Origin of the sequence: Teichococcus vastitatis, assembly GCF_003604215.1 — a bacterium.
Lineage (GTDB): Bacteria > Pseudomonadota > Alphaproteobacteria > Acetobacterales > Acetobacteraceae > Pseudoroseomonas > Pseudoroseomonas vastitatis.
On the sequence record NZ_QXGS01000001.1, the window covers coordinates 674,597 to 692,996 of the forward strand.

18 protein-coding genes are annotated in these 18,400 nt (G+C 70.2%); 12 read left to right on the top strand and 6 right to left on the bottom strand.

Features of this window, described 5'->3' with window-relative positions:
* The first annotated feature begins 16 nt into the window (after positions 1-16).
* The 3 genes from D2K64_RS03185 (at position 17) to D2K64_RS03195 (ending at position 3,256) form a co-directional block, all read left to right on the top strand.
* Positions 17-355: a P-II family nitrogen regulator gene (locus tag D2K64_RS03185; protein ID WP_120006535.1), complete on the top strand. Its 339-nt coding sequence runs from the start codon at positions 17-19 to the stop codon at positions 353-355.
* A 37-nt stretch (positions 356-392) separates the two neighbouring features.
* Positions 393-1,751 carry an ammonium transporter gene (locus tag D2K64_RS03190; RefSeq protein WP_370764264.1) on the top strand — a complete coding sequence of 453 codons (1,359 nt, stop codon included), beginning with the start codon at positions 393-395 and terminating at the stop codon, positions 1,749-1,751.
* Between the two features lie 131 nt (positions 1,752-1,882).
* The gene (locus D2K64_RS03195; RefSeq protein WP_120006537.1) at positions 1,883-3,256 is read left to right on the top strand and encodes an APC family permease; all 1,374 of its coding nucleotides are present in this window, start codon (positions 1,883-1,885) and stop codon (positions 3,254-3,256) included.
* A 21-nt stretch (positions 3,257-3,277) separates the two neighbouring features.
* Here the strand turns inward: D2K64_RS03195 and D2K64_RS03200 are convergent, their stop codons facing one another.
* Positions 3,278-3,742 carry a hypothetical protein gene (locus D2K64_RS03200; RefSeq protein WP_120006539.1) on the bottom strand — a complete coding sequence of 155 codons (465 nt, stop codon included), beginning with the start codon at positions 3,740-3,742 and terminating at the stop codon, positions 3,278-3,280.
* Between the two features lie 65 nt (positions 3,743-3,807).
* Positions 3,808-4,317: a DUF2244 domain-containing protein gene (locus D2K64_RS03205; protein ID WP_120006541.1), complete on the bottom strand. Its 510-nt coding sequence runs from the start codon at positions 4,315-4,317 to the stop codon at positions 3,808-3,810.
* 242 nt (positions 4,318-4,559) lie between these two features.
* On the opposite strand from D2K64_RS03205, the gene nth reads away from it, so the two are divergent.
* The 5 genes from nth (at position 4,560) to D2K64_RS03230 (ending at position 10,746) form a co-directional block, all read left to right on the top strand.
* Entirely contained in the window at positions 4,560-5,219 is a 660-nt protein-coding gene (gene nth / locus D2K64_RS03210) for an endonuclease III (protein WP_120006827.1), read from the top strand.
* Positions 5,220-5,352: 133 nt separating this feature from the next.
* On the top strand, positions 5,353-5,880 hold the full coding sequence (locus tag D2K64_RS03215; RefSeq protein ID WP_120006543.1) for an invasion associated locus B family protein: 528 nt from the start codon (positions 5,353-5,355) through the stop codon (positions 5,878-5,880).
* Positions 5,881-5,886: 6 nt separating this feature from the next.
* Positions 5,887-7,101: a 23S rRNA (adenine(2503)-C(2))-methyltransferase RlmN gene (rlmN, locus tag D2K64_RS03220; RefSeq protein WP_120006545.1), complete on the top strand. Its 1,215-nt coding sequence runs from the start codon at positions 5,887-5,889 to the stop codon at positions 7,099-7,101.
* Positions 7,098-8,345, top strand: a complete 1,248-nt coding sequence (locus tag D2K64_RS03225) for an MFS transporter (protein WP_120006547.1) — start codon at positions 7,098-7,100, stop codon at positions 8,343-8,345. Before rlmN ends, D2K64_RS03225 begins: the two co-directional genes overlap by 4 nt.
* Positions 8,346-8,418: 73 nt before the next feature.
* Entirely contained in the window at positions 8,419-10,746 is a 2,328-nt protein-coding gene (locus D2K64_RS03230; protein ID WP_120006549.1) for a xanthine dehydrogenase family protein molybdopterin-binding subunit, read from the top strand.
* 78 nt (positions 10,747-10,824) lie between these two features.
* Here D2K64_RS03230 and D2K64_RS03235 read toward each other — a convergent pair whose 3' ends face one another.
* The 4 genes from D2K64_RS03235 to D2K64_RS03250 are packed head-to-tail and all read right to left on the bottom strand — an operon-like array spanning position 10,825 to position 15,159.
* Positions 10,825-11,724: an MBL fold metallo-hydrolase gene (locus D2K64_RS03235; RefSeq protein WP_120006551.1), complete on the bottom strand. Its 900-nt coding sequence runs from the start codon at positions 11,722-11,724 to the stop codon at positions 10,825-10,827.
* The gene (locus tag D2K64_RS03240; protein ID WP_120006553.1) at positions 11,721-12,632 is read right to left on the bottom strand and encodes a DMT family transporter; all 912 of its coding nucleotides are present in this window, start codon (positions 12,630-12,632) and stop codon (positions 11,721-11,723) included. Before D2K64_RS03240 ends, D2K64_RS03235 begins: the two co-directional genes overlap by 4 nt.
* A complete protein-coding gene (locus D2K64_RS03245) occupies positions 12,632-13,549 on the bottom strand; it encodes a DMT family transporter (RefSeq protein WP_238383975.1) in 918 nt (305 codons plus the stop codon). Before D2K64_RS03245 ends, D2K64_RS03240 begins: the two co-directional genes overlap by 1 nt.
* Positions 13,549-15,159, bottom strand: coding sequence for a hypothetical protein (locus tag D2K64_RS03250; RefSeq protein WP_238383976.1), 1,611 nt, complete (start codon positions 15,157-15,159; stop codon positions 13,549-13,551). Before D2K64_RS03250 ends, D2K64_RS03245 begins: the two co-directional genes overlap by 1 nt.
* 99 nt (positions 15,160-15,258) lie before the next feature.
* Between D2K64_RS03250 and D2K64_RS03255 the strand changes: the two genes are divergently transcribed.
* From D2K64_RS03255 to D2K64_RS03270, 4 genes are all read left to right on the top strand, one after another.
* Entirely contained in the window at positions 15,259-15,990 is a 732-nt protein-coding gene (locus tag D2K64_RS03255; RefSeq protein ID WP_120006555.1) for a class I SAM-dependent methyltransferase, read from the top strand.
* Positions 15,991-16,084: 94 nt separating this feature from the next.
* A complete protein-coding gene (locus D2K64_RS03260) occupies positions 16,085-17,044 on the top strand; it encodes a glycosyltransferase family 2 protein (protein ID WP_120006557.1) in 960 nt (319 codons plus the stop codon).
* Positions 17,044-17,391 (top strand): DMT family transporter, encoded by a 348-nt coding sequence (locus tag D2K64_RS03265; RefSeq protein WP_238383977.1) that lies wholly within the window; start codon positions 17,044-17,046, stop codon positions 17,389-17,391. The genes D2K64_RS03260 and D2K64_RS03265 overlap by 1 nt, the downstream gene beginning before the upstream one ends.
* 76 nt (positions 17,392-17,467) lie before the next feature.
* Positions 17,468-18,397, top strand: a complete 930-nt coding sequence (locus tag D2K64_RS03270; RefSeq protein WP_238383978.1) for a DMT family transporter — start codon at positions 17,468-17,470, stop codon at positions 18,395-18,397.
* The last annotated feature ends 3 nt before the right edge of the window (positions 18,398-18,400 follow it).

Below are 18,400 nucleotides of genomic sequence, written 5' to 3' on the forward strand. Positions count from 1 at the left end.
GAGGGGGCCGCAGCGCATGAAGTTGGTGATGGCTGTTATCAAGCCGTTCAAGCTGGACGAGGTGCGCGAGGCGCTCACCCCGCTTGGCGTCCAGGGCCTGACCGTGACCGAGGTGAAAGGCTTTGGCCGGCAGAAGGGCCAGACCGAGATCTACCGGGGCGCGGAATACCACGTGTCCTTTCTGCCGAAGCTGAAGATCGAGGTGGCGGTGCCGGCCAACATGGTCGACGCCGTGGTGGAGGCGATCGCCACCACCGCCCGGACCGGCAAGATCGGCGACGGCAAGATCTTTGTGCTGGATGTGGAGCGCGCCCTGCGCATTCGCACCGGCGAGACCGACGACCAGGCGCTTTGACGCCGCTCAGCGCCACAGGACAACAATGGAAATGAGGATGATGCGAGCGATCGCTCCCCAGGCTCGCGGCGCCGCCGCCATGCTTTCTGCCCCCCTGGCCACGCTGCTGCTGGCCGACCCTGCCCTGGCGCAGGACGCCGCGGCGGCCCCGGATACGGGGGATACCGCGTGGATGCTGACCAGCACCGCCCTGGTGCTGATGATGACCATCCCCGGCTTGGCGCTGTTCTATGCCGGCATGGTGCGCAAGAAGAACGTGCTCGCCACCCTGATGCAGTCCTTCTTCCTGGCGGCGCTGGCCAGCGTCATCTGGATGGTGGCGGGCTACAGCCTGGCCTTCGGCGAGGGCGGCGCCTATGTCGGCGACCTGTCGAAGATGTTCCTGTCCGGCGTGGCGGAGAACTGGGCGGCCCCGTTCACGCTAGGCAGCGGCGACGCGGCGGTGGCCTTCACCATCCCAGAAACCGTGTTCGTCATGTTCCAGATGACCTTTGCCATCATCACCCCGGCACTGGCCACCGGCGCCTGGGCGGACCGGATCAAGTTCTCCGCGCTGGTGGTGTTCACCATCTTCTGGTCGCTGCTGGTCTACAGCCCGGTGGCCCATTGGGTGTGGCATCCGAATGGCTGGATCTTCGCCCTGGGCGCGCTGGATTTCGCCGGCGGCACGGTGGTGCACATCAATGCCGGCGTGGCGGGCCTGGTGGGCGCGGTGATGCTGGGCAAGCGCACCGGCCTCGGCCATGACAACATGGCGCCCTACAACCTGGCCTTCGCCGTGATCGGCGCCGCCCTGCTGTGGGTCGGCTGGTTCGGCTTCAATGCCGGCTCGGCCGGCGCCGCGGGCGGGCGCGCCGGCATGGCCATGCTGGTGACGCAGGTGGCCGGCGCCGCCGGCGTGCTCGCCTGGGTGTTCGCCGAGTGGATCATCAAAGGCAAGCCGTCCGTGCTGGGCGCCATCTCCGGCGCCGTGGCCGGCTTGGTCGCTATCACCCCAGCCGCCGGCTTCGTGCTGCCCTTCCCCGCGCTGGTCATCGGCCTGATCGCCGGCCTGTCCGGCTTTTGGGGCGCCACGGCGCTGAAGCACTGGTGCGGCTATGATGACAGCCTGGATGCCTTCGGCGTGCACGGCGTCTGCGGCATCGCCGGCGCCCTGCTGACCGGCATCTTCGCCTATGGCCCGCTGTCGGCCACGCCGGCCGCCCCGGATGGCATCGCCGGCTCCTTCGCGCAGTTCATGCTGCAGGTCTATGCCGTGGCCGCGACCTTCGCCTTCACCGCCATCGCGACCTTCATCATCCTGAAGGTCATCGACCTAGTGATGGGGCTGCGCGTCACCGAGGAGGAGGAGCGCGAGGGCCTCGACGTTTCGCTGCACGGCGAGCGACTGGGCTGAGCGTCCGTCCCATCCGGGGAGCATGAGGGCGTCGCGGCGAGGGCCGCGGCGCCTTTTCCGTTTGCGGCGCAACTGCCGGTTCGCTTCACCATTACCGGAATGTTTCGATTGGGTGGTGACAGGAGCGATCCATGGCAACCGCAGCAACCGCCGGGGCGGAGCCCCGGCTGCAGCGCCGCATCGGCCTGGGCCTGCTGATGATGTATGGACTCGGCTCCATGCTGGGGGCCGGCATCTATGGGCTGGTGGGCGAGGCGGCACGGCTGATGGGCAGCGCCATCTGGCTGGCCTTTCTGGTCAGCATGGTGGCCGCGCTGCTCACTGGGCTGTCCTATGCCACCATCGCCTCCCGCTACCCGCGCGCCGGCGGCGCCTGCTACGTCACGCAGCGGGCCTACCGCTCGCCGCTGCTGGGCTACCTCGTGGGGCTGGCGGTGGCCTGTTCGGGCCTGACCTCCATCGCCACCCAGGCCAATGTGGTGGCGCGCAACCTGCAGGCCGCCTTCGGCTGGCAAGGGGTGCCGGTGGCGCTGCTGGCCGCCGGCTTTCTGCTGCTGCTGGCCGGCATTCTGTTGCGCGGCATCCGTGAATCGCTGTGGCTGAATGCAGTCTGCACCGTGGTGGAGGCCTTCGGGTTGGTCCTGGTGATCGCGGTCGGCATCCCTTACTGGGGCAGTGCGAGCCTGCTGGAATGGCCCGATGGGCCGGCCGGCGGCACCGAGGCGGCCGGCACGACCCTGCTGGTGTTCCAGGGCGCGGTGCTGACCTTCTTCTCCTTTATCGGCTTCGAGGACACGCTGAACCTGTCCGAGGAGGTGAAGAACCCCGAGCGCACCATGCCGGCCGGCCTGATCCTGGCCATGGTGACCGCCACGGTGATCTACATGGCGATCTGCGTCACCGCCGTGTCGGTGGTGCCCTGGCGGGACCTGGCCGCCGCGCCGGCCCCGCTGGCGGAGGTGGTGCGCCGCGCGGCGCCGTGGTTTCCGCCCCTGGGCTTCATCGGCATCACCATCTTCGCCGTCGCCAACACCGCGCTGGTGAACTACGTGATGGCATCGCGCCTGCTCTACGGCATGGCGCGGCAGGGGCTGCTGCCGGAAGCCTTCGGGCGGGTGCATCCCAGCCGCCATACCCCCCATGTCGCCATCGGCGCGCTGTTCGTGATCGTGCTGGCCCTGGCCATGCTGGGCAACATCGCCGCGCTGGCCAGCGCCACCGTGCTGCTGCTGTTGTTCGTGTTCACCCTGGTCAACGGCGCGCTGATCGTGCTGAAGCGCCGCCCGGGCGAGCCGCGCGGCGCGTTCGAGGTGCCGGTGGTGGTTCCGGCGCTCGGCATGCTGGTCTGCCTGGCGCTGATCGTGGTGCGCACCACCAGCGGCGGCGCCACAGCGCCGATGATCGCGGGCGGCCTGCTGCTGGCGATCCTGGTGCTCTATGCCGCCACCGCCCGGGGCCGGCAGGCGGAGATTGACCGCTTCGCGGCGGGCGACGTGCCGTCCTGAGCCCACCTGGTATCGCGGAACTCAGCCGAGCCGCTTGAGATTGCCGGACACGGCGCGCTGCACCGGCTTCAGCGATTGTTCCGCCATGTTCAGCGCGTCGGCACCCAACTGAGTCCAGAAACGCGTCGCCCGCAGGCCGGCGCCGCCCATCCACTCGGCCTGGGCGGTGGCCCAGCCGGCCGGGCCGCCCGTGGCGCCCTGTCGCAGCAGGGACTGCTGCGCCGCCGCCTCCTGGAAGCCGTACTCCATCGCCCGCTGCATCAGCTGCGCGCCGCCCTGCCACAGCGCCGCCTGGGCCGCGGTGAAGGCCAGCATCTTCTCCGGCACCATGCGGCCATATTCCAGCACCGTCGCATGGCCGCCCCGCAGCCCCGCCTGCTCGGCCGATAGCCGGGCCGTAGCAACCTGCCGGGCCGAGTCCAGCATGTTCACCACGTTTCCGGCGTGCCGCATCATCCGGGCGCCGGCATTGCTGGACTGCACCATGGGTTGTTCCTTTGGAAAGCGGCGGCCCGGATCGGGTCCGACCGGGCGGCAGGATGTCGGGAGGATCAGGGATCGCGCAACTGCGGATTGTCGAACACCGGCCGCCGGTAGGCCGCGAGCGCCTGGTCCAGGGCCTGGGCCAGATCCGCTTTCTCCTCGTCCGACAGGAAGCGGCCGATCATCACCCGGCGTTCCCGCTGCACCAGCGTCAGGCCGTGCCGCTCGGAAAGCTCGACCCGCACCCAGTAAGGGTCGAGTGTCGCCTCCCCCTGCCGGCGGCGCCCGTCGCGCCAGCGCACGCTGAGGTGCGAGGGAGTGATCGAGATCACTTCCCGCGACCGGCCGGACCAGCGGTGGTGCAGCACCACGGCGCCCAGCACCAGCGCCGATTCGACGCCGAGAAACGGCACCACCGGCCAGGCACCTAGCACCACGAACAGGATGCTGCCCAGGATCGGCCAGCCGACGCACAGCACGGCCAGCACCACCAGCGCCATCGGCCGCAGCGAGCGGGACGGGGTGCTGACAGCCTGGAACAGCAGCGGCTCTGGGCCGGGTTCGGATGTTGCGGACATTGCCGGGCAACATAGGTTGTCCGGACGTGCTGCGTAGTGGCGCGACCCCTCACGATTCACGGCCCATGAAACGACCTTCCAAGACCCCCCCTCCGCCCATGCCGGCTCCAGCGCTGCCCGGCGCCATCCCGCGGCCGCCCCAGCTGGAACCGGATGGCACCCGGGCGGCGGCCCTGCGCCGGCCGCGCGGCGCCAAGCGCCCGCTGCACGGCACCGCCGAGGCACCACGGCGCGCCCGCCGCATGTCCGCCGCCCAGGCGGAACGCTTCGTCCGCGCGCTGGCCGAGGCCAATCCGGCGCCGAAAACCGAGCTGGCCTTCTCCTCGCCCTACACGCTGCTGGTGGCGGTGGCGCTGTCCGCCCAGGCCACCGACGTGTCCGTCAACAAGGCCACGGCGACGCTGTTCCGCGAAGCCGATACCCCGGCGGCCATGGTGGCGCTGGGGGAGGAAGGGCTGGCGCGCCACATCCGCTCGATTGGGCTGTGGAAGGGCAAGGCCAGGAACGTGATCGCCCTGTCGCGGCAATTGCTGGACCAGCATGGCGGCGAGGTGCCGGCCGACCGCGAGGCGCTGGAGGCGCTGCCGGGAGTGGGCCGCAAAACCGCCAATGTGGTGCTGAACGTGGCCTTCGGGGCCGAGGCGATGGCGGTGGACACGCACATCTTCCGCCTCGGCAACCGCACCGGCTTGGCGCCGGGCAAAACCCCGCGCGAGGTGGAGGAGGGGCTGATGCGCCGCGTCCCGCCCGACCTGCTGCGCGACGCGCATCACTGGCTGATCCTGCATGGCCGCTACATCTGCAAGGCGCGAATGCCGGAATGTTGGCACTGCGTGGCGCGCGAGGCCTGCAACTATGGCGACAAAGTGCTGTGGCCGCCCGCCAAGTCGCCGGCGAAATGACGCGACGCACAAGAACGCCCGCCTTTTCGCTTCCGGTGCGGGCGCCGACGTGCCACATCCCTGCGGCCCCCGCACATCGGCCCCGGTGCCTGCGCGGTTGCGACCCCGCCTCCACAACCCTTATGTGACGGCCATGACCCGGCTCATTCGCAATCTGATCCTGATCGGCATCCCCATCGCGACGATGGTGTCCGTCGTTTTGCCCGGCGGCGCCGTGGCCCAGCAGCGTCCGCAGGCGCTCGGCACCTTCGCCGACTGGACGGCGGCGGCCATGGGCCAAGGCTCGCAGAAGATCTGCTACGCCTTTACCCGCGCCAGCAAGACCGATGGAGCCGGCAACCGCCAGAACGTCATCCTGACGGTCACGCACCGGCCGCAAGGGCGCGACCAGGTGGCGCTGCAATCCGGCTACACCTATGTGCGCAATGCCGAGGTTGAAATCGGCGTCGGCGGCACCGACCTAGAATTCTATCCGGCGCAGGACAACGCGTACGCGCGCGAAGGCACCCGCGCCGTGGCCGCGTTCAAATCGGGCGCCAACGCGGTGGCCAGGGGCACCGGACCGCAGGGCCGCGGCACCGCCACCGACACGTTTTCCCTCTCGGGCTTCACCGCCGCCTATGAAGCCATCAGCAAGGAGTGCCCGGCCGCCCGCCGGTGACCCATCATGAGCATTTCCGTTGCCCCGACGCCTGACCTGACCGAAGCCGAACGCGCCCGCATCCTGGCCAAGTCGGCCTTGTTCGCGCCGCCCGCGGCCACGCTGCCGGATGGCCGGCGCGACCTGGTCGGCCTGTCGCGCGAGGAGCTGGCGGCGGAGATGGTGGCGATCGGCGAGAAGCCGTTCCGCGCCAAGCAGCTCTGGCACTGGATCTATCACCAAGGCGCCACCGATTTCGCGGCGATGTCCACCATCGCCCGCCCGATGCAGCAGAAGTTGGCGGAGCGCTTCGTGGTGGGCCGTCCCGGCGTGGACACCGAGCAGACCAGCGAGGACGGCACCCGCAAGTTCCTGTTCGCCTTCCGCGACGGGCAGAAGGTCGAGACCGTCTACATCCCCGACCAGCAGGAGGACCGTGGCGCTGTCTGCATCTCGACGCAGGTGGGCTGCACGCTGAGCTGCAAGTTCTGCCACACCGGCACGCAGAAGCTGGTGCGCAATCTCGGCGCCGCCGAGATCGTCGGCCAGTTCATGGCGGCGCGCGACAGCTATGGCGAATGGCCGAGCCCGACCGACGGCACGCCGCGCCTGCTCTCCACCATCGTCATCATGGGCATGGGCGAGCCGCTCTATAACTACGAGAACACCGCCAAGGCGATGCGGATCATCATGGATGGCGAGGGCATCGGCCTGTCGCGCCGCCGCATCACCCTGTCCACCTCCGGCGTGGTGCCGATGATGGACAAGTGCGGCGAGGAATTGGGCGTCGGCCTCGCCGTGTCCCTGCACGCGGTGCGCAACGACATCCGCGACGAGATCGTGCCGCTGAATCGCAAATACCCGATCGAGGAGCTGATGGCGGCCTGCCGCCGTTACCCCGGCGCCTCCAACGCCCGCCGCATCACCTTCGAATATGTAATGCTGAAGGGCGTGAACGATTCGGAAGCCGATGCGCGGGAGCTGGTGCGGCTGCTCAAGGGCATCCCGGCCAAGGTGAACCTGATCCCGTTCAATCCCTGGCCCGGCAGCCCCTACGAGACTTCCTCGGGCAACGCCATCCACCGCTTTGCCAAGGTTGTATCGGATGCCGGCTATTCCTCGCCCATCCGCACGCCGCGCGGGCGCGACATCCTGGCCGCCTGCGGCCAGCTGAAAACCGAGAGCGAGCGCAAGCGGGCCACCCGCCCCATCCCGGACGCCAACAAGGTCGACGCCGCGTGAGCCCGCGCGGCGAGGCGGCGGACGCGGTGACGGTCAACCCGGCGCCGCCCGGCCCCTTGCCATCCGGCAACCTCGCCATCCTGCCCCTGCTGGCGGCGGCCGCCTTTGCCACCGGCTGCGGCATGCGGTTGCTCGACCCGCTGCTGCCGCTGGTGGCGCGCGACCTGCACAGCAGCGTGGCGGAAGTGGCGGTGCTGATCACCGCCTTCGCCCTGCCCTACGGGTTCTGTCAGGTGCTGCTGGGGCCGCTGGGCGACCGCTTCGGCAAGCTGCGCGTGCTGACCATCGGGCTCGTGACCTATGGCCTGGCCATGGCGGCCTGCGCCATGGCCGGCTCGCTCGGGCAGATGATCGCGCTGCGCGCCACAACCGGAGCGGCGGGCGGCGCCATCATCCCGCTCGCCCTGGCCTGGATCGGCGACAATGTCCCCTACCAGGAACGGCAGGCCACGATCAGCCGCTTCATGACCGGCATGGTGATGGCGCAGCTGCTCACCGGCCCCGTCTCGGGCAGCATCGGCCAGGCCTTCGGCTGGCGCTCGGTGTTTCTGGTCACCGCCACGGTGGCCCTGCTGACGGCGGTGGCCATCGCCGGCACACTGGGAACGCGGCTGTGGCGCGGGCAGCCGGCCAAGGCCGGGCGCTTCGGCTTCACGCGCTATGCCGAGCTGCTGCGCCGCCGCCCAGCCCGCCTGTTGCTGCTCACCGCGTTTCTGGACGGGCTGCTGCTGTTCGGCGGCGCTTTTCCGTTCATCGGCTCCTACCTGATCCAGGACTTCCACCTGGAACCCTGGCAGGCCGGGCTGGTGGTGGCCGGCTTCGGCCTCGGTGCCCTGGCCTATACCCGCACCGCCCGGCGCCTGCTGGACTGGCTGGGCGAGATGCGCCTGATGCTGGCCGGAGGATTGCTGCTGTCGGTCGCCCTCGCCGCGCTGGCCCTGGCGCCGGTATGGCCGATGGTGGCGGTGTTGCAGGCCCTGATCGGCCTGTTTTTCTTCGGTTTCCACGGCGTGCTGCAGGCCCGCAGCACCGAGGCCCTGCCGGAAGCCCGCGCCACCGCCGTGTCCGCCTTCGCCATGGCCCTGTTCCTGGGCCAGGGGATCGGCTCGATCGGTTTCGGCGTCCTGCTGCGGCATGGCGGCTACAGCGCAGGCTTCCTGACGGCCGCCATTCTGATGGCGGTGCTGACGCTGTGGGCCCGGCGCGTGCTGCCGCTGCCGGCCGCCGCCGCCAACACGGGCTGAGCGCTTCCCCTCTTCCCATGCCTCTCGCCATGGCCAACTATGCTCCGGGAGAACATCCGGGGAGAGAACAGCCATGGCCAAGTTCGGGCTCAGCCAGGCCGTGCGACGGGTCGAGGACCCACGACTTCTGAAAGGCAATGGCCGCTACACCGATGACATCGCGGTGCCTGGCCAGCTGCATGCGGTGGTGCTGCGCAGTCCGCATGCCCATGCCCGCATTGCCTCGATCGACACCGCCGACGCCGCCGCCCTGCCCGGTGTGCATGCGGTGCTGACGGGCCAGGACTGGCTGGCCGATGGCCTGGGCGAGATCCCTTGCGCCATTCCGCTGAAGAACCGCGACGGCACGCCGCGCGCCGACACGCCGCGCTACGGGCTGGCGGTGGACAAGGTGCGCCACGTCGGTGACGGCGTCGCCCTGATCGTGGCCGACAGCGTGCAGGCGGCACGCGACGCCGCCGAGCAGGTGATGGTGGATTATGACGTCCTCCCCGCCTGCACCGACCTGGCCACCGCCACCGAGTCGGGCCAGCCGCAGATCTGGGACAAGGCGCCGCGCAACATCTGCTTCGACTGGGCCACCGGGGACCAAGCCGCCACGGACGCGCTGTTCGCCCAGGCGGCGCACGTCACCAAGCTGACGGTGGTGAACAACCGCATCATCGTGAACAGCATGGAAGGCCGCGCCGCCCTGGCGGAATACGACCCCGCCACCGAGCGCTTCACGCTGCATGCCGGCACCCAGGGTTCCTGGCTGGTGAAGGACATCCTGGCGAATTCGGTGTTCCACCTGCCACCGGAGAAGTTCCGCGTCATCACCCCCGATGTCGGCGGCGGCTTCGGCATGAAGCTCTACATGTACGCCGAATACGCGCTCTGCTGCTGGGCGGCGCGCAAGCTCGGGCGGCCGGTGAAATGGGCCTCGGAGCGGATGGAGGCCTTCCAGTCCGACACCCAGGGCCGCGCCAACCTGACCGAAGGCGAGCTGGCGCTGGACAAGAACGGCAAGTTCCTGGCGCTGCGGACCAAGAACTACGCCGACATGGGCGGCTATCTCTCGACCTTTGCGCCGTTCATCCCCTGCGGCGCCGGCACCAAGGTGCTGGCCAGCGTCTACGGCTTCCAGGCGATCTACGCCAACGTGCTGGGCGTGCTGACCAACACCGTGCCGGTGGACGCCTATCGCGGCGCCGGGCGCCCGGAGAGCAACTACCTGGTGGAGCGGCTGATCGATGCCGCGGCACGAGAGATCGGCGTGGACCGCATCGAGCTGCGCCGCCGCAACATGGTTCCCGCCTCCGCCATGCCGCACAAGACGCCGGTGGGGCAGACCTATGATTCGGGCGAGTTCGCCCTGGTGCTGGACAAGGCACTGGAGAAATCCGACTGGGCGGGCTTCGAGGCGCGCCGGGCCGAGGCCGCGTCCCGCGGCAAGCGCCGCGGCATCGGCATGGCCTATTACCTGGAAGCCACGGGCGGCGACGCCTCGGAGCGCGCCGCGATGCGCTTCGCCGAGGACGGCATGCTGGACGTGCTGGTCGGCACCCAGTCCACCGGCCAGGGCCACGAGACGGCCTATGCCATGATCACCGGCCACCAGCTGGGCATCCCGGTCGAGAAGATCCGCGTGCTGCAGGGCGACTCGGACGGGTTGCCCTCCGGAGGCGGCACCGGCGGCGCGCGCTCGCTGTATTCGGAAGGCGCGGCGCTGCTAGCCACCACCGCCTCGGTGATCGAGAAGGGCAAGCAGGCAGCGGCCGAGGCGCTGGAAGCCTCGCCGGCCGATATCGAGTTCACCGGCGGCCGCTTCGCCATTGCCGGCACCGACCGCGACATCGGCATCCTGGAACTGGCCGCGAAGCAGCTGGAGCGCGCTTCCCAGGGCGAGACGGTGACGCTGCTCGATGCCGCCGAGGTCGCGGCCATTCCGGCGCACACCTTCCCGAATGGCTGCCACATCGCGGAAGTCGAGGTGGACCCGGACACCGGCCACACCGAGATCGCCCGCTACATCGTGGTAGACGATGTGGGCCACGCCCTGAACCCGCTGATCGTGCGCGGGCAGGTGCATGGCGGCGTGGCGCAGGGCATCGGCCAGGCGGTGATGGAACGCACCGCCTATGACAAGGAGACCGGCCAGCTGATCTCCGCCAGCCTCAACGATTACGCCCTGCCCCGCGCCGGCGACCTGCCGGACATCGAGGTCGAGCTGGTCGAGATCCCCTGCGAAACCAACGCCCTCGGCGTCAAGGGCGCGGGCGAGGCCGGGGCGGTGGGCTCGCCGCCGGCGGTGATGAACGCGCTGGTGGATGCGCTGAGCCCGGTGGGCGTGACGCATCTCGACATGCCGGCCACGCCCGAGGTGGTGTGGAAGGCGGTTGCCATGGCGCAGGCCGCCTGAACCGCTCGGGGGAGGGCGCCACCGCCCTCCCTCCTCGCTGGCCGTGCGGCCGGAATGGCCCGGCCATTCCGGCTGGTTTCAGGAACGCTGTTCCCGGACCGCCCATCTCCCTTCCGCATCGATCGCCACGGCGGCATCCGTCTGCAGCTTCAGCAGATGCGCCAGCAGGCTCTTCGCCGCCGCCGGCTGCAGCCTGAGGTCGAGGCCGATATACAGGAACGGCACCAGCTCTCCCACCGTCGCCGGCCCGTGCCGGCCCAGGATCTCCAGCAGCCCGTCCTCCCGCGCCTGGCGGTGCGCCAGCAGCGCGCGGGTGAAGCCGATCGGCTCCGGCAACGGCGCGCCATGACCGGGCAGAAACAGCCGGTCATCGCGTTTGGCCAGCCGCCGCAGCGCCGCCATGTAATCGGCCATGTCGCCGTCCGGCGGCGCCACCACGCTGCTGGACCAGCTCATCACATGATCGCCCGAGAACAGTACCCCGCTGCCCTCCAGCGCGAAGCACAGGTGGTTGGCGCAGTGGCCCGGGGTGTGCAGGGCGGTGATGCGCCAGCCTTCCCCCTCCAGCACCGCCCCATCGGCCAAGCGATGGTCGGGGCAAAAGGCGTGGTCGCCGCCGTCACCCCCCTCGGCGGGCGGGGTCTGGTGCGGGCCGAAGCCGAAGGTGGCGGCACCGGTGCTCGCCTGCAGCGCCGCGGCGCCGGGAGAATGATCGCGGTGGGTGTGGCTGACCAGAATGCGGGTCAGCCGCTCGCCGTCCAGGGCGCGCAGAATGGCACCGTGATGCGCGGCATCGACCGGCCCGGGATCGAGCAGCGCCACCTCCCCCTCCCCGATCAGGTAGCTGTTGGTGCCGAGAAAGGTGAAGGGTCCGGGATTGTTGCAACGGATGCGGCGCAGCCGGACGCCGTCGGGGTGGCCGAGTTCCTCCGCCACGCCGGCGGGCAGCGGATCGTCACGCAGGAAGCGCAGGCTCATGATGGTTTCCCCCGGCGACGCAGTTCGCGGTGCAGGATGTACAGCCCGGCGGCGACGATCATCGCGGCGCCGGCCAGCATGGAGGGCGTCGGCACGTCGCCCCAGACCAGCCAGCCGATCCCGATGGCCCAGATCAGCGCGGAATAGGAATAAGGGCCGAGCGCCGATACCTGCGCGCTGGCATAGGCTTCTGTCAGCATCACCTGCGCCAGCCCGCCCAGCAACCCCATGCCGATCAGCAGCGGCAGCTGCTCCCAGCTCGGCGTCACCCAGACAAAGGGCAGCGCCAGGGTGGTCATCGCCGTCATCAGGATGGATTGCCAGAGCACGATGGCGGCGCTGGCCTCGGTGGCGGAAAGCTGCCGCACCAGCAGCGTGGTCAGGGCGGAGAACAGGCCGTGGGTCGCTGCGGCGCCGAAGCCGGCCCAGAGCAGCCATTCCGGGATCGACGGATCGTGCCGTCCGCCGCCGATGAAGGCGCCCTGCCCCAGCGCGATCACCAGGATGCCGAGGAAGCCCACCAGCACCGCGCCCCAGCGATGCGGCCCCGGCCGCTCGCCCAGCATCGGGATCGACAGGATGATGACGAAGATCGGCGTGGAATAGGTCAGCGCCGTCTGCTCGGCCAGCGGCAGCACGGTGAGGGCGAAGAAGGAGCAGCTCATCGCCGCCAGCCCGGCGAGGGCACGCAGGAAATGCCCGCCGAAGCGCTGGGTGCGCAGGTCCACCTTGCGCCGCAGCCCGATCGCCGCGACCACCGGCAGGGCCAGCAGGTTGCGGAAGAACATCAGCTCGGGGAACGGGATGCTGTCGCCGAGCCCCTTCACCAGCGCCCCCATCAGCGAGAACAGGGCGGTCGCCCCCAGCATCATCAGCGCGCCGCGGCGCAGATCGTGGCGCAACGGCATCAGCCGGCCAGCTCCTTCCGGGCTTCGCGCCGGCGCAACCGTTCGCGGTGCAGATTGTACAGCCCGGCGGCGATCACGATGGCGGCGCCGGCCAGCGTGCCGCCGGCCGGGAAATTGCCCCACACCAGCAGCCCGAGGAGGGTGCCCCAGACCAGGGTGGAATATTCGAACGGCGCCAGCAGCGACACCGGCGCCAGGGCGAAGGCGCGGGCGAACAGCCAGTGCGCGATGCCGTTCGAGGCGCCGAGCAGCATCAGCAGCAGCAAGGTCCCGGGCCCGGGTAGCCATTGCGGCGGCGGCAACGCCGGCATCAGCAGCAGCCCGGCCGGCACATGCGCCAGCATCAGCCAGAAGGTGATGGCGGCCGGCTTGTCCGTCCGCGCGAGCAGCCGCGTCCAGATCCGCGTCAGCGCCATCATCCCGACCGCCACCAGCAGAAGCGCGGCGTCCAGCCCCCACAAGGCCCCGCCGGGCCGCAGCATCACCAGCACGCCACAGAAGCCGAAGCCGGTGCTGGCCCAACGCCGCCAGCCGACGCTCTCACCCAGGACAGGGATGGCCAGCAGCGTCATCAGCAGCGGCGCGACGGCGGCGATGGCGTAGCTGTCGGCCAGCGGCATGCCGCGCTGCCACACCAGATAGAACAGCACGGTGACGCCGCAATGCACGGTGCAGCGGGCCAGCAGCAGCCGGCGGTTCACCGCGCGCGGAATGCGCCCGCGCACCAGCAGGGCGATGGTCAGGGCGCCGAACAGCCCGCGCCACACCATGGCGGCGGCGGTGCCGATCTCCGGCAGCACCCACTTCACCATGGCGTCCGACACCGCCACCGTGGCGTAGCCCGCCGCCACCAGGCCGATGCCGCGCAGCGCCTGATCCAGCGGCGGGGCGGCGACGGCAGAATGATTGGGCGGCATCAATCCCGGCGCCGGAACAGGCGGTAGCCGGCGATCTCGCCGGCCGGGCGGTAATGGCGAAAGGCGGTGGCGAAGCGGCGGTCCTGGCTGAAATACTCCAGCAGATCAAAGGAGCCGCCGCAGTCGGGAATGCCGCTCCACCGGGCGATCACCACGGTTTCCGGCATGCCGAAGGCCAACGCCTCGGCCACCTCGTCGCGCAGCCGGCGTTCGGCCGCCGGCATCGCCGTCTCGGGCCGGTAACGCGGCGCGGCGGGATGGCAGGTGGCGTAGGTAGCTTGCAACAGCCAAGTACTCATGTAGGGCAGGAGCAGGCGCTGCTCCGTGTCCTGCACCGCCGGATAAAGGCCCGAGATATCGGGGGACAGCGCCAGCAACTCGCCCCGCGGTGCTTCGCGTCGCAGCCAGGTGGCGAGTTGGCCGCCGGGACTGTTCGCGTAGTTGAGCTGCACCCAGGGCGACTGGTCGCCGCGCAGCGCGAAGCAGGCGAGCGCCAGGGCGGCGGCGAAGGCCAGCAGCGGCCCGGCACGGCCGGCGGCGGCGTCCGGCAGCAGGGCATCCGCGGCGCGCGCCAGCAGCATCGCGCCGGCCAGGCCGCCGAACAGCCAGACCGGCACGAGATGGTAGCTCCAGCCCTTGTGCTGCACCAGCGCGGCGGCGAGGCCGCCCAGTGCCGCCGCCGCCGCCAGCCGGGGAAGCCAGCCGAGCCGGCGCGGCGCCATCAGCGTCAGCCATGCCAGCCCCAGGGTGAACAGGGCGGCGCTGCCGGTGATCGCGCTGCGCAGCACCTGGCCGACCGAGCCGCCGCCGAAATCCAGGTACCAGTCTCGGATCAAGGGCAGCACCGTGTCCAGGTAGGCCGGGAAGAACAGCGGAATGGCGGCCAGATAAAGGAGCCACAGCACGGCCAGGCCCCAGGGCAGCGGATCGCGCAGCGCGGCGGCGAGACCACGCCGCGGCGCCACCGACAACAGCACCGCCGCCTCCACCAGCGCCGGCACCGCGAGGAAATGCGGCTTCAGCGCGAAGCCCGCGGCGGCCAGCAACAGGGTGGCCCACCACAGGCGGCGCGGCGCCGGCTGACCGGTGATGCGGCGCTCGGCCAGGATCAGGTAGGGCAGCGCGGCGACCGCCATCAGGTGCTCGCGCTGGGCGAAGTCGAAGCCCGCTTGCAGCATCAGCAGCGGCAGCACCGCCAGCAGCACGGCGCGCGCCGCCGGCCCTTCCGCCGGATGCCGCAACAGGATGCACAACCGCCACACGGCAGCGCAGAGCAGCAACACGCTGAGCTGCAACGCCTGGCCCGGCCGCAGCGGCGTCCATTCCGCCAGCAGGGCGGCGGGCAGGTTCAGCAGAAAGATCAGCGGCGGATTGACGTCGACCAGCCGCTCATACAACGGCTCGCCACGCAGCATGCGGGTGGCAAAGTCCAGCACCGCCGACACATCCGGATTCAGCGGTGGCGCCAGCAGCACCAGCAGGAATCCCAGCGCCGGCAGCAGCGCCAGCACTGCGGCAAGCCGCGTGGCCAGGTTGAGACCGGCAAGACGCCCGCTGCTGGCAGACGGCGTCGAATCCCAGGCAGTGTCCTGCCGGGTCAAGGAATCCATGAGCTGTGGCTTCATCCCGCGCCGGACCATCCTTTCCCCGGCGCTGCCTTTGTGCAATCCCATTGCGGCAAGGGTCGGGCACTGCCACAAGCATTCTCCGTGGATCCCGCCGAATACGACCTGATGGACGCGGCCGAGCAGCGGATGTGGTGGTACCGTGCCCTGCACGCCCGCGTTGTCGCCGCCCTGCGCACCGAATCGCCGAACGGCCCCTGGCTCGACGTGGGCTGCGGCACCGGCGGCCTGCTGCAGCGCCTCGCCGCCGCGTTTCCCGGGCAGGCCTTGCACGGGCTCGAATACAATTCGCTCGCCGCGCGTCGCGCCGCCGCCAAATCGGGGGCCCAGGTGGTGGCGGGCGACGCCGCCGCCCTGCCCTTCGCCGCGGCCAGCTTCGGCGCGCTGGCCAGCATGGACGTGCTGTGCCACGCCGCGGTGGAACAGGAACGCGCCTTGTGCGAGATGCGCCGCGTGCTGCGGCCCGGCGGCCTGCTGGTGCTGAACCTGCCGGCCTTCCGCTGGCTGCACTCGGCGCATGACAGGCGCGTCCACAATGCCCGCCGCTACACTGCCGGCGAGGTGCGCGCCCTGCTGCAGACGAACGGCTTCGCGCCGCGTCGCATCGGCTACTGGAACGCGCTGCTGCTGCCGCTGATGGTGGCGCAGCGCAAGCTGCTGGCGCGTGCCGACGACGCCGCCAGCGATGTTGCCCCGTTTCCGCCGTGGTTGAATGCCACCTTGCACGGCGTCACCGTGGCGGAGGCCGCGCTGTTCCGCCTCGGCCTGCGCTACCCGGCCGGCGGATCGGTGCTGGCCATCGCCCGGCGAGCCTGATCGCCCCGCTTCCGACCACCCGAGGCCGCCCGCCATGAATGCTGAGCAACACCCCGTCGGCCCGTCCATCAAGGGTCCGGGCCCGGAGGACCGGATGTCCGATGATCCGCTTGCCCGCGGCATCCCCGTGGGCTTGTCGATCGTGGTGCCGGTGTATCGCGGCGCCGATACGGTGGGCCGGCTCGTCGCCGCGCTCTCGGCCCTGCGGCCGGAGGGCGGGCTGGAGATCATTCTGGTCAATGACGGCAGCCCCGACAATAGCGGCGAGGTGTGCCGCGAGCTGGCGCGCACCGCCAGTGTGCCGGTCACCTACATCGAGCATGCGCGCAATTTCGGCGAGCACAACGCCGTCATGACCGGGCTGCGGCACATGCGCGGCCGCTACGTCATCACCATGGACGACGACCTGCAGAACCCGCCGGAGGAAGTGCTGAAGCTGTACGACCATGCCCGGCTCGGGCGCTGGGACGTGGTGTACACCCGCTATGCCGAGAAGAAGCATGAGGGCTGGCGCAATCTCGGCTCCCGCTTCGCCAACTGGGTGGCGGACCAGCTGATGGACAAGCCGAAGGGCCTGTACCTGTCCTCCTTCCGATGCATGTGCGCGCTGGTGGTGCAGCAGGTCACGCGCTACGCCGGCCCGTATCCCTATGTGGACGGGCTGGTGATGCAGGTGACGCAGCGCATCGACAGCATCGAGGTGCTGCACCTGGCGCGCATGGAAGGCCGCTCCAACTACACGCTGCGGCGGCTGGTGCGGCTGTGGCTGAACCTCGCCACCAACTTCTCGCTGATGCCGCTGCGGCTGGCGATGCTGGCGGGCATCGGCATGGGCGTGCTGGGCGTGATCGGTGCGGTGTTCACCATGATCGAGGCGCTGACCAAGGAAACGCCCTCCGGCTGGGCCTCGGTGATGACGGTGACGCTGCTCGTCGCCGGCATGCAGTTCCTGATCCTGGGCGTGATGGGCGAGTATATCGGCCGGGCCTTCCTGTCGGCCAATGGCAAGCCGCAAGGTGTGGTGCGGGATGTGGTGACCGGCGGGCCGCGCTGATGCTGGCCTCCGGGATGTTCCACTGGCTGACGCTCGCCGCCGCCATCTGCACCTCGCTGGCCGGGCAGGTGCTGCTGAAGATGGGCACAATCGGCGGCGGCAGCTTCGTCACGCAGTTGTTCCGCTGGCAAACGGTGATCGGGCTCGGCCTCTATGGCGGCGCGGCGATGCTCTACATCGTGGCGCTGCGCAAGCTGCCGATGAGCGTGGCGCTGCCCTGCACCGCCGCGTCCTACATCATCGTCGCAGTGATCGGCCACTTCGCCTTTGGCGAGGCGCTGGGGGCGCAGAAGCTGGCGGCGATCGCGCTGATCTCGGCCGGCGTGGTGCTGCTGGCCACCGCCTGACACGGCCGCGGAGCAGTCCGAAACTTGCAGCCGGCCGGTTCCGGACTCAGGCAGGCCCGCCGCAGGAGAATGCCCAATGCCGACGCCGAGCCATCCCGCCCCCCGGCCGCGCCGCGGCCCGATGCAGCGCCTGTGGGGCATGCCGGTGCTGCTGCTGGTGGCAGCGTCACTGTTCTGGGCCGGCAATTTCGTTATCGGCCGCGCCGTGCATGGCATTGTTCCGCCCTTCTTCCTGGCGTTCTGGCGGTGGATGCTGGCGCTGCTGCTGTTGTTGCCCTTCGCATGGCCGCATCTGCGGCGGGATGCCCCGGCGCTGTTCCGGCAATGGCCGCTGATGCTGCTGCTCGGGCTGCTCGGCATCGCGGTGTTCAGCACCTTCGTTTATCTCGGGCTGCGGTCCACCACGGCGGTGAACGGCGCGTTGCTGCAATCGGTGATCCCGCTCGCCATTCTCGCCTGTTCCTTTCTGGTGTTCGGGGAAGCGCCGCGGCCGCGGCAATTGCTGGGTCTGGCGCTGTCGCTGGCCGGGGTGGTGTGCATCGCCTCGCATGGCTCGCTGGAGGATCTGCTGGGGCTGCGGCTGCGCGCCGGCGATCTCTGGATCATGGGCGCGGTGCTGGCCTATGCCATCTATTCTGCCTGCCTGCGCCTGCGCCCCCGGGTGCATCCGCTGAGCTTCCTGTTCTGCGCGGTCGCCGCCAGCCTCCTCGCCCTGCTGCCGGCTTGGCTGTGGGAGGCGGCGGCGCGGCCCTTGCCGCCGCTGGGAGCCGCGACGCTGTTGTCGGTGGGCTATCTCGCGGTGTTTCCCTCGCTGCTGTCCTACCTGTTCTTCAATCGCGGCGTGGAACTAATCGGGGCCAACCGGGCCGGGCAGTTCATCCACCTGCTGCCGGTGTTCGGCAGCCTGATGGCCGTGGTTTTCCTGGGCGAGGCGCTGGAACTGTTCCACTTGGCCGGGCTGGCGCTGATCGGCGGCGGTATTCTGCTGGCGATGCGCGCACGCTGAGCG

What these genes read in the sequence shown, in the direction of transcription:
- D2K64_RS03185 (WP_120006535.1), top strand. Translation starts at nt 17, where the DNA reads ATGAAGTTGGTGATGGCTGTTATCAAGCCGTTCAAGCTGGACGAGGTG.
- D2K64_RS03190 (WP_370764264.1), top strand. Translation starts at nt 393, where the DNA reads ATGATGCGAGCGATCGCTCCCCAGGCTCGCGGCGCCGCCGCCATGCTT.
- D2K64_RS03195 (WP_120006537.1), top strand. Translation starts at nt 1,883, where the DNA reads ATGGCAACCGCAGCAACCGCCGGGGCGGAGCCCCGGCTGCAGCGCCGC.
- D2K64_RS03200 (WP_120006539.1), bottom strand. Translation starts at nt 3,742, where the DNA reads ATGGTGCAGTCCAGCAATGCCGGCGCCCGGATGATGCGGCACGCCGGA.
- D2K64_RS03205 (WP_120006541.1), bottom strand. Translation starts at nt 4,317, where the DNA reads ATGTCCGCAACATCCGAACCCGGCCCAGAGCCGCTGCTGTTCCAGGCT.
- nth (WP_120006827.1), top strand. Translation starts at nt 4,560, where the DNA reads ATGTCCGCCGCCCAGGCGGAACGCTTCGTCCGCGCGCTGGCCGAGGCC.
- D2K64_RS03215 (WP_120006543.1), top strand. Translation starts at nt 5,353, where the DNA reads ATGACCCGGCTCATTCGCAATCTGATCCTGATCGGCATCCCCATCGCG.
- rlmN (WP_120006545.1), top strand. Translation starts at nt 5,887, where the DNA reads ATGAGCATTTCCGTTGCCCCGACGCCTGACCTGACCGAAGCCGAACGC.
- D2K64_RS03230 (WP_120006549.1), top strand. Translation starts at nt 8,419, where the DNA reads ATGGCCAAGTTCGGGCTCAGCCAGGCCGTGCGACGGGTCGAGGACCCA.
- D2K64_RS03235 (WP_120006551.1), bottom strand. Translation starts at nt 11,724, where the DNA reads ATGAGCCTGCGCTTCCTGCGTGACGATCCGCTGCCCGCCGGCGTGGCG.
- D2K64_RS03240 (WP_120006553.1), bottom strand. Translation starts at nt 12,632, where the DNA reads ATGCCGTTGCGCCACGATCTGCGCCGCGGCGCGCTGATGATGCTGGGG.
- D2K64_RS03245 (WP_238383975.1), bottom strand. Translation starts at nt 13,549, where the DNA reads ATGCCGCCCAATCATTCTGCCGTCGCCGCCCCGCCGCTGGATCAGGCG.
- D2K64_RS03250 (WP_238383976.1), bottom strand. Translation starts at nt 15,159, where the DNA reads ATGGATTCCTTGACCCGGCAGGACACTGCCTGGGATTCGACGCCGTCT.
- D2K64_RS03260 (WP_120006557.1), top strand. Translation starts at nt 16,085, where the DNA reads ATGTCCGATGATCCGCTTGCCCGCGGCATCCCCGTGGGCTTGTCGATC.
- D2K64_RS03265 (WP_238383977.1), top strand. Translation starts at nt 17,044, where the DNA reads ATGCTGGCCTCCGGGATGTTCCACTGGCTGACGCTCGCCGCCGCCATC.
- D2K64_RS03270 (WP_238383978.1), top strand. Translation starts at nt 17,468, where the DNA reads ATGCCGACGCCGAGCCATCCCGCCCCCCGGCCGCGCCGCGGCCCGATG.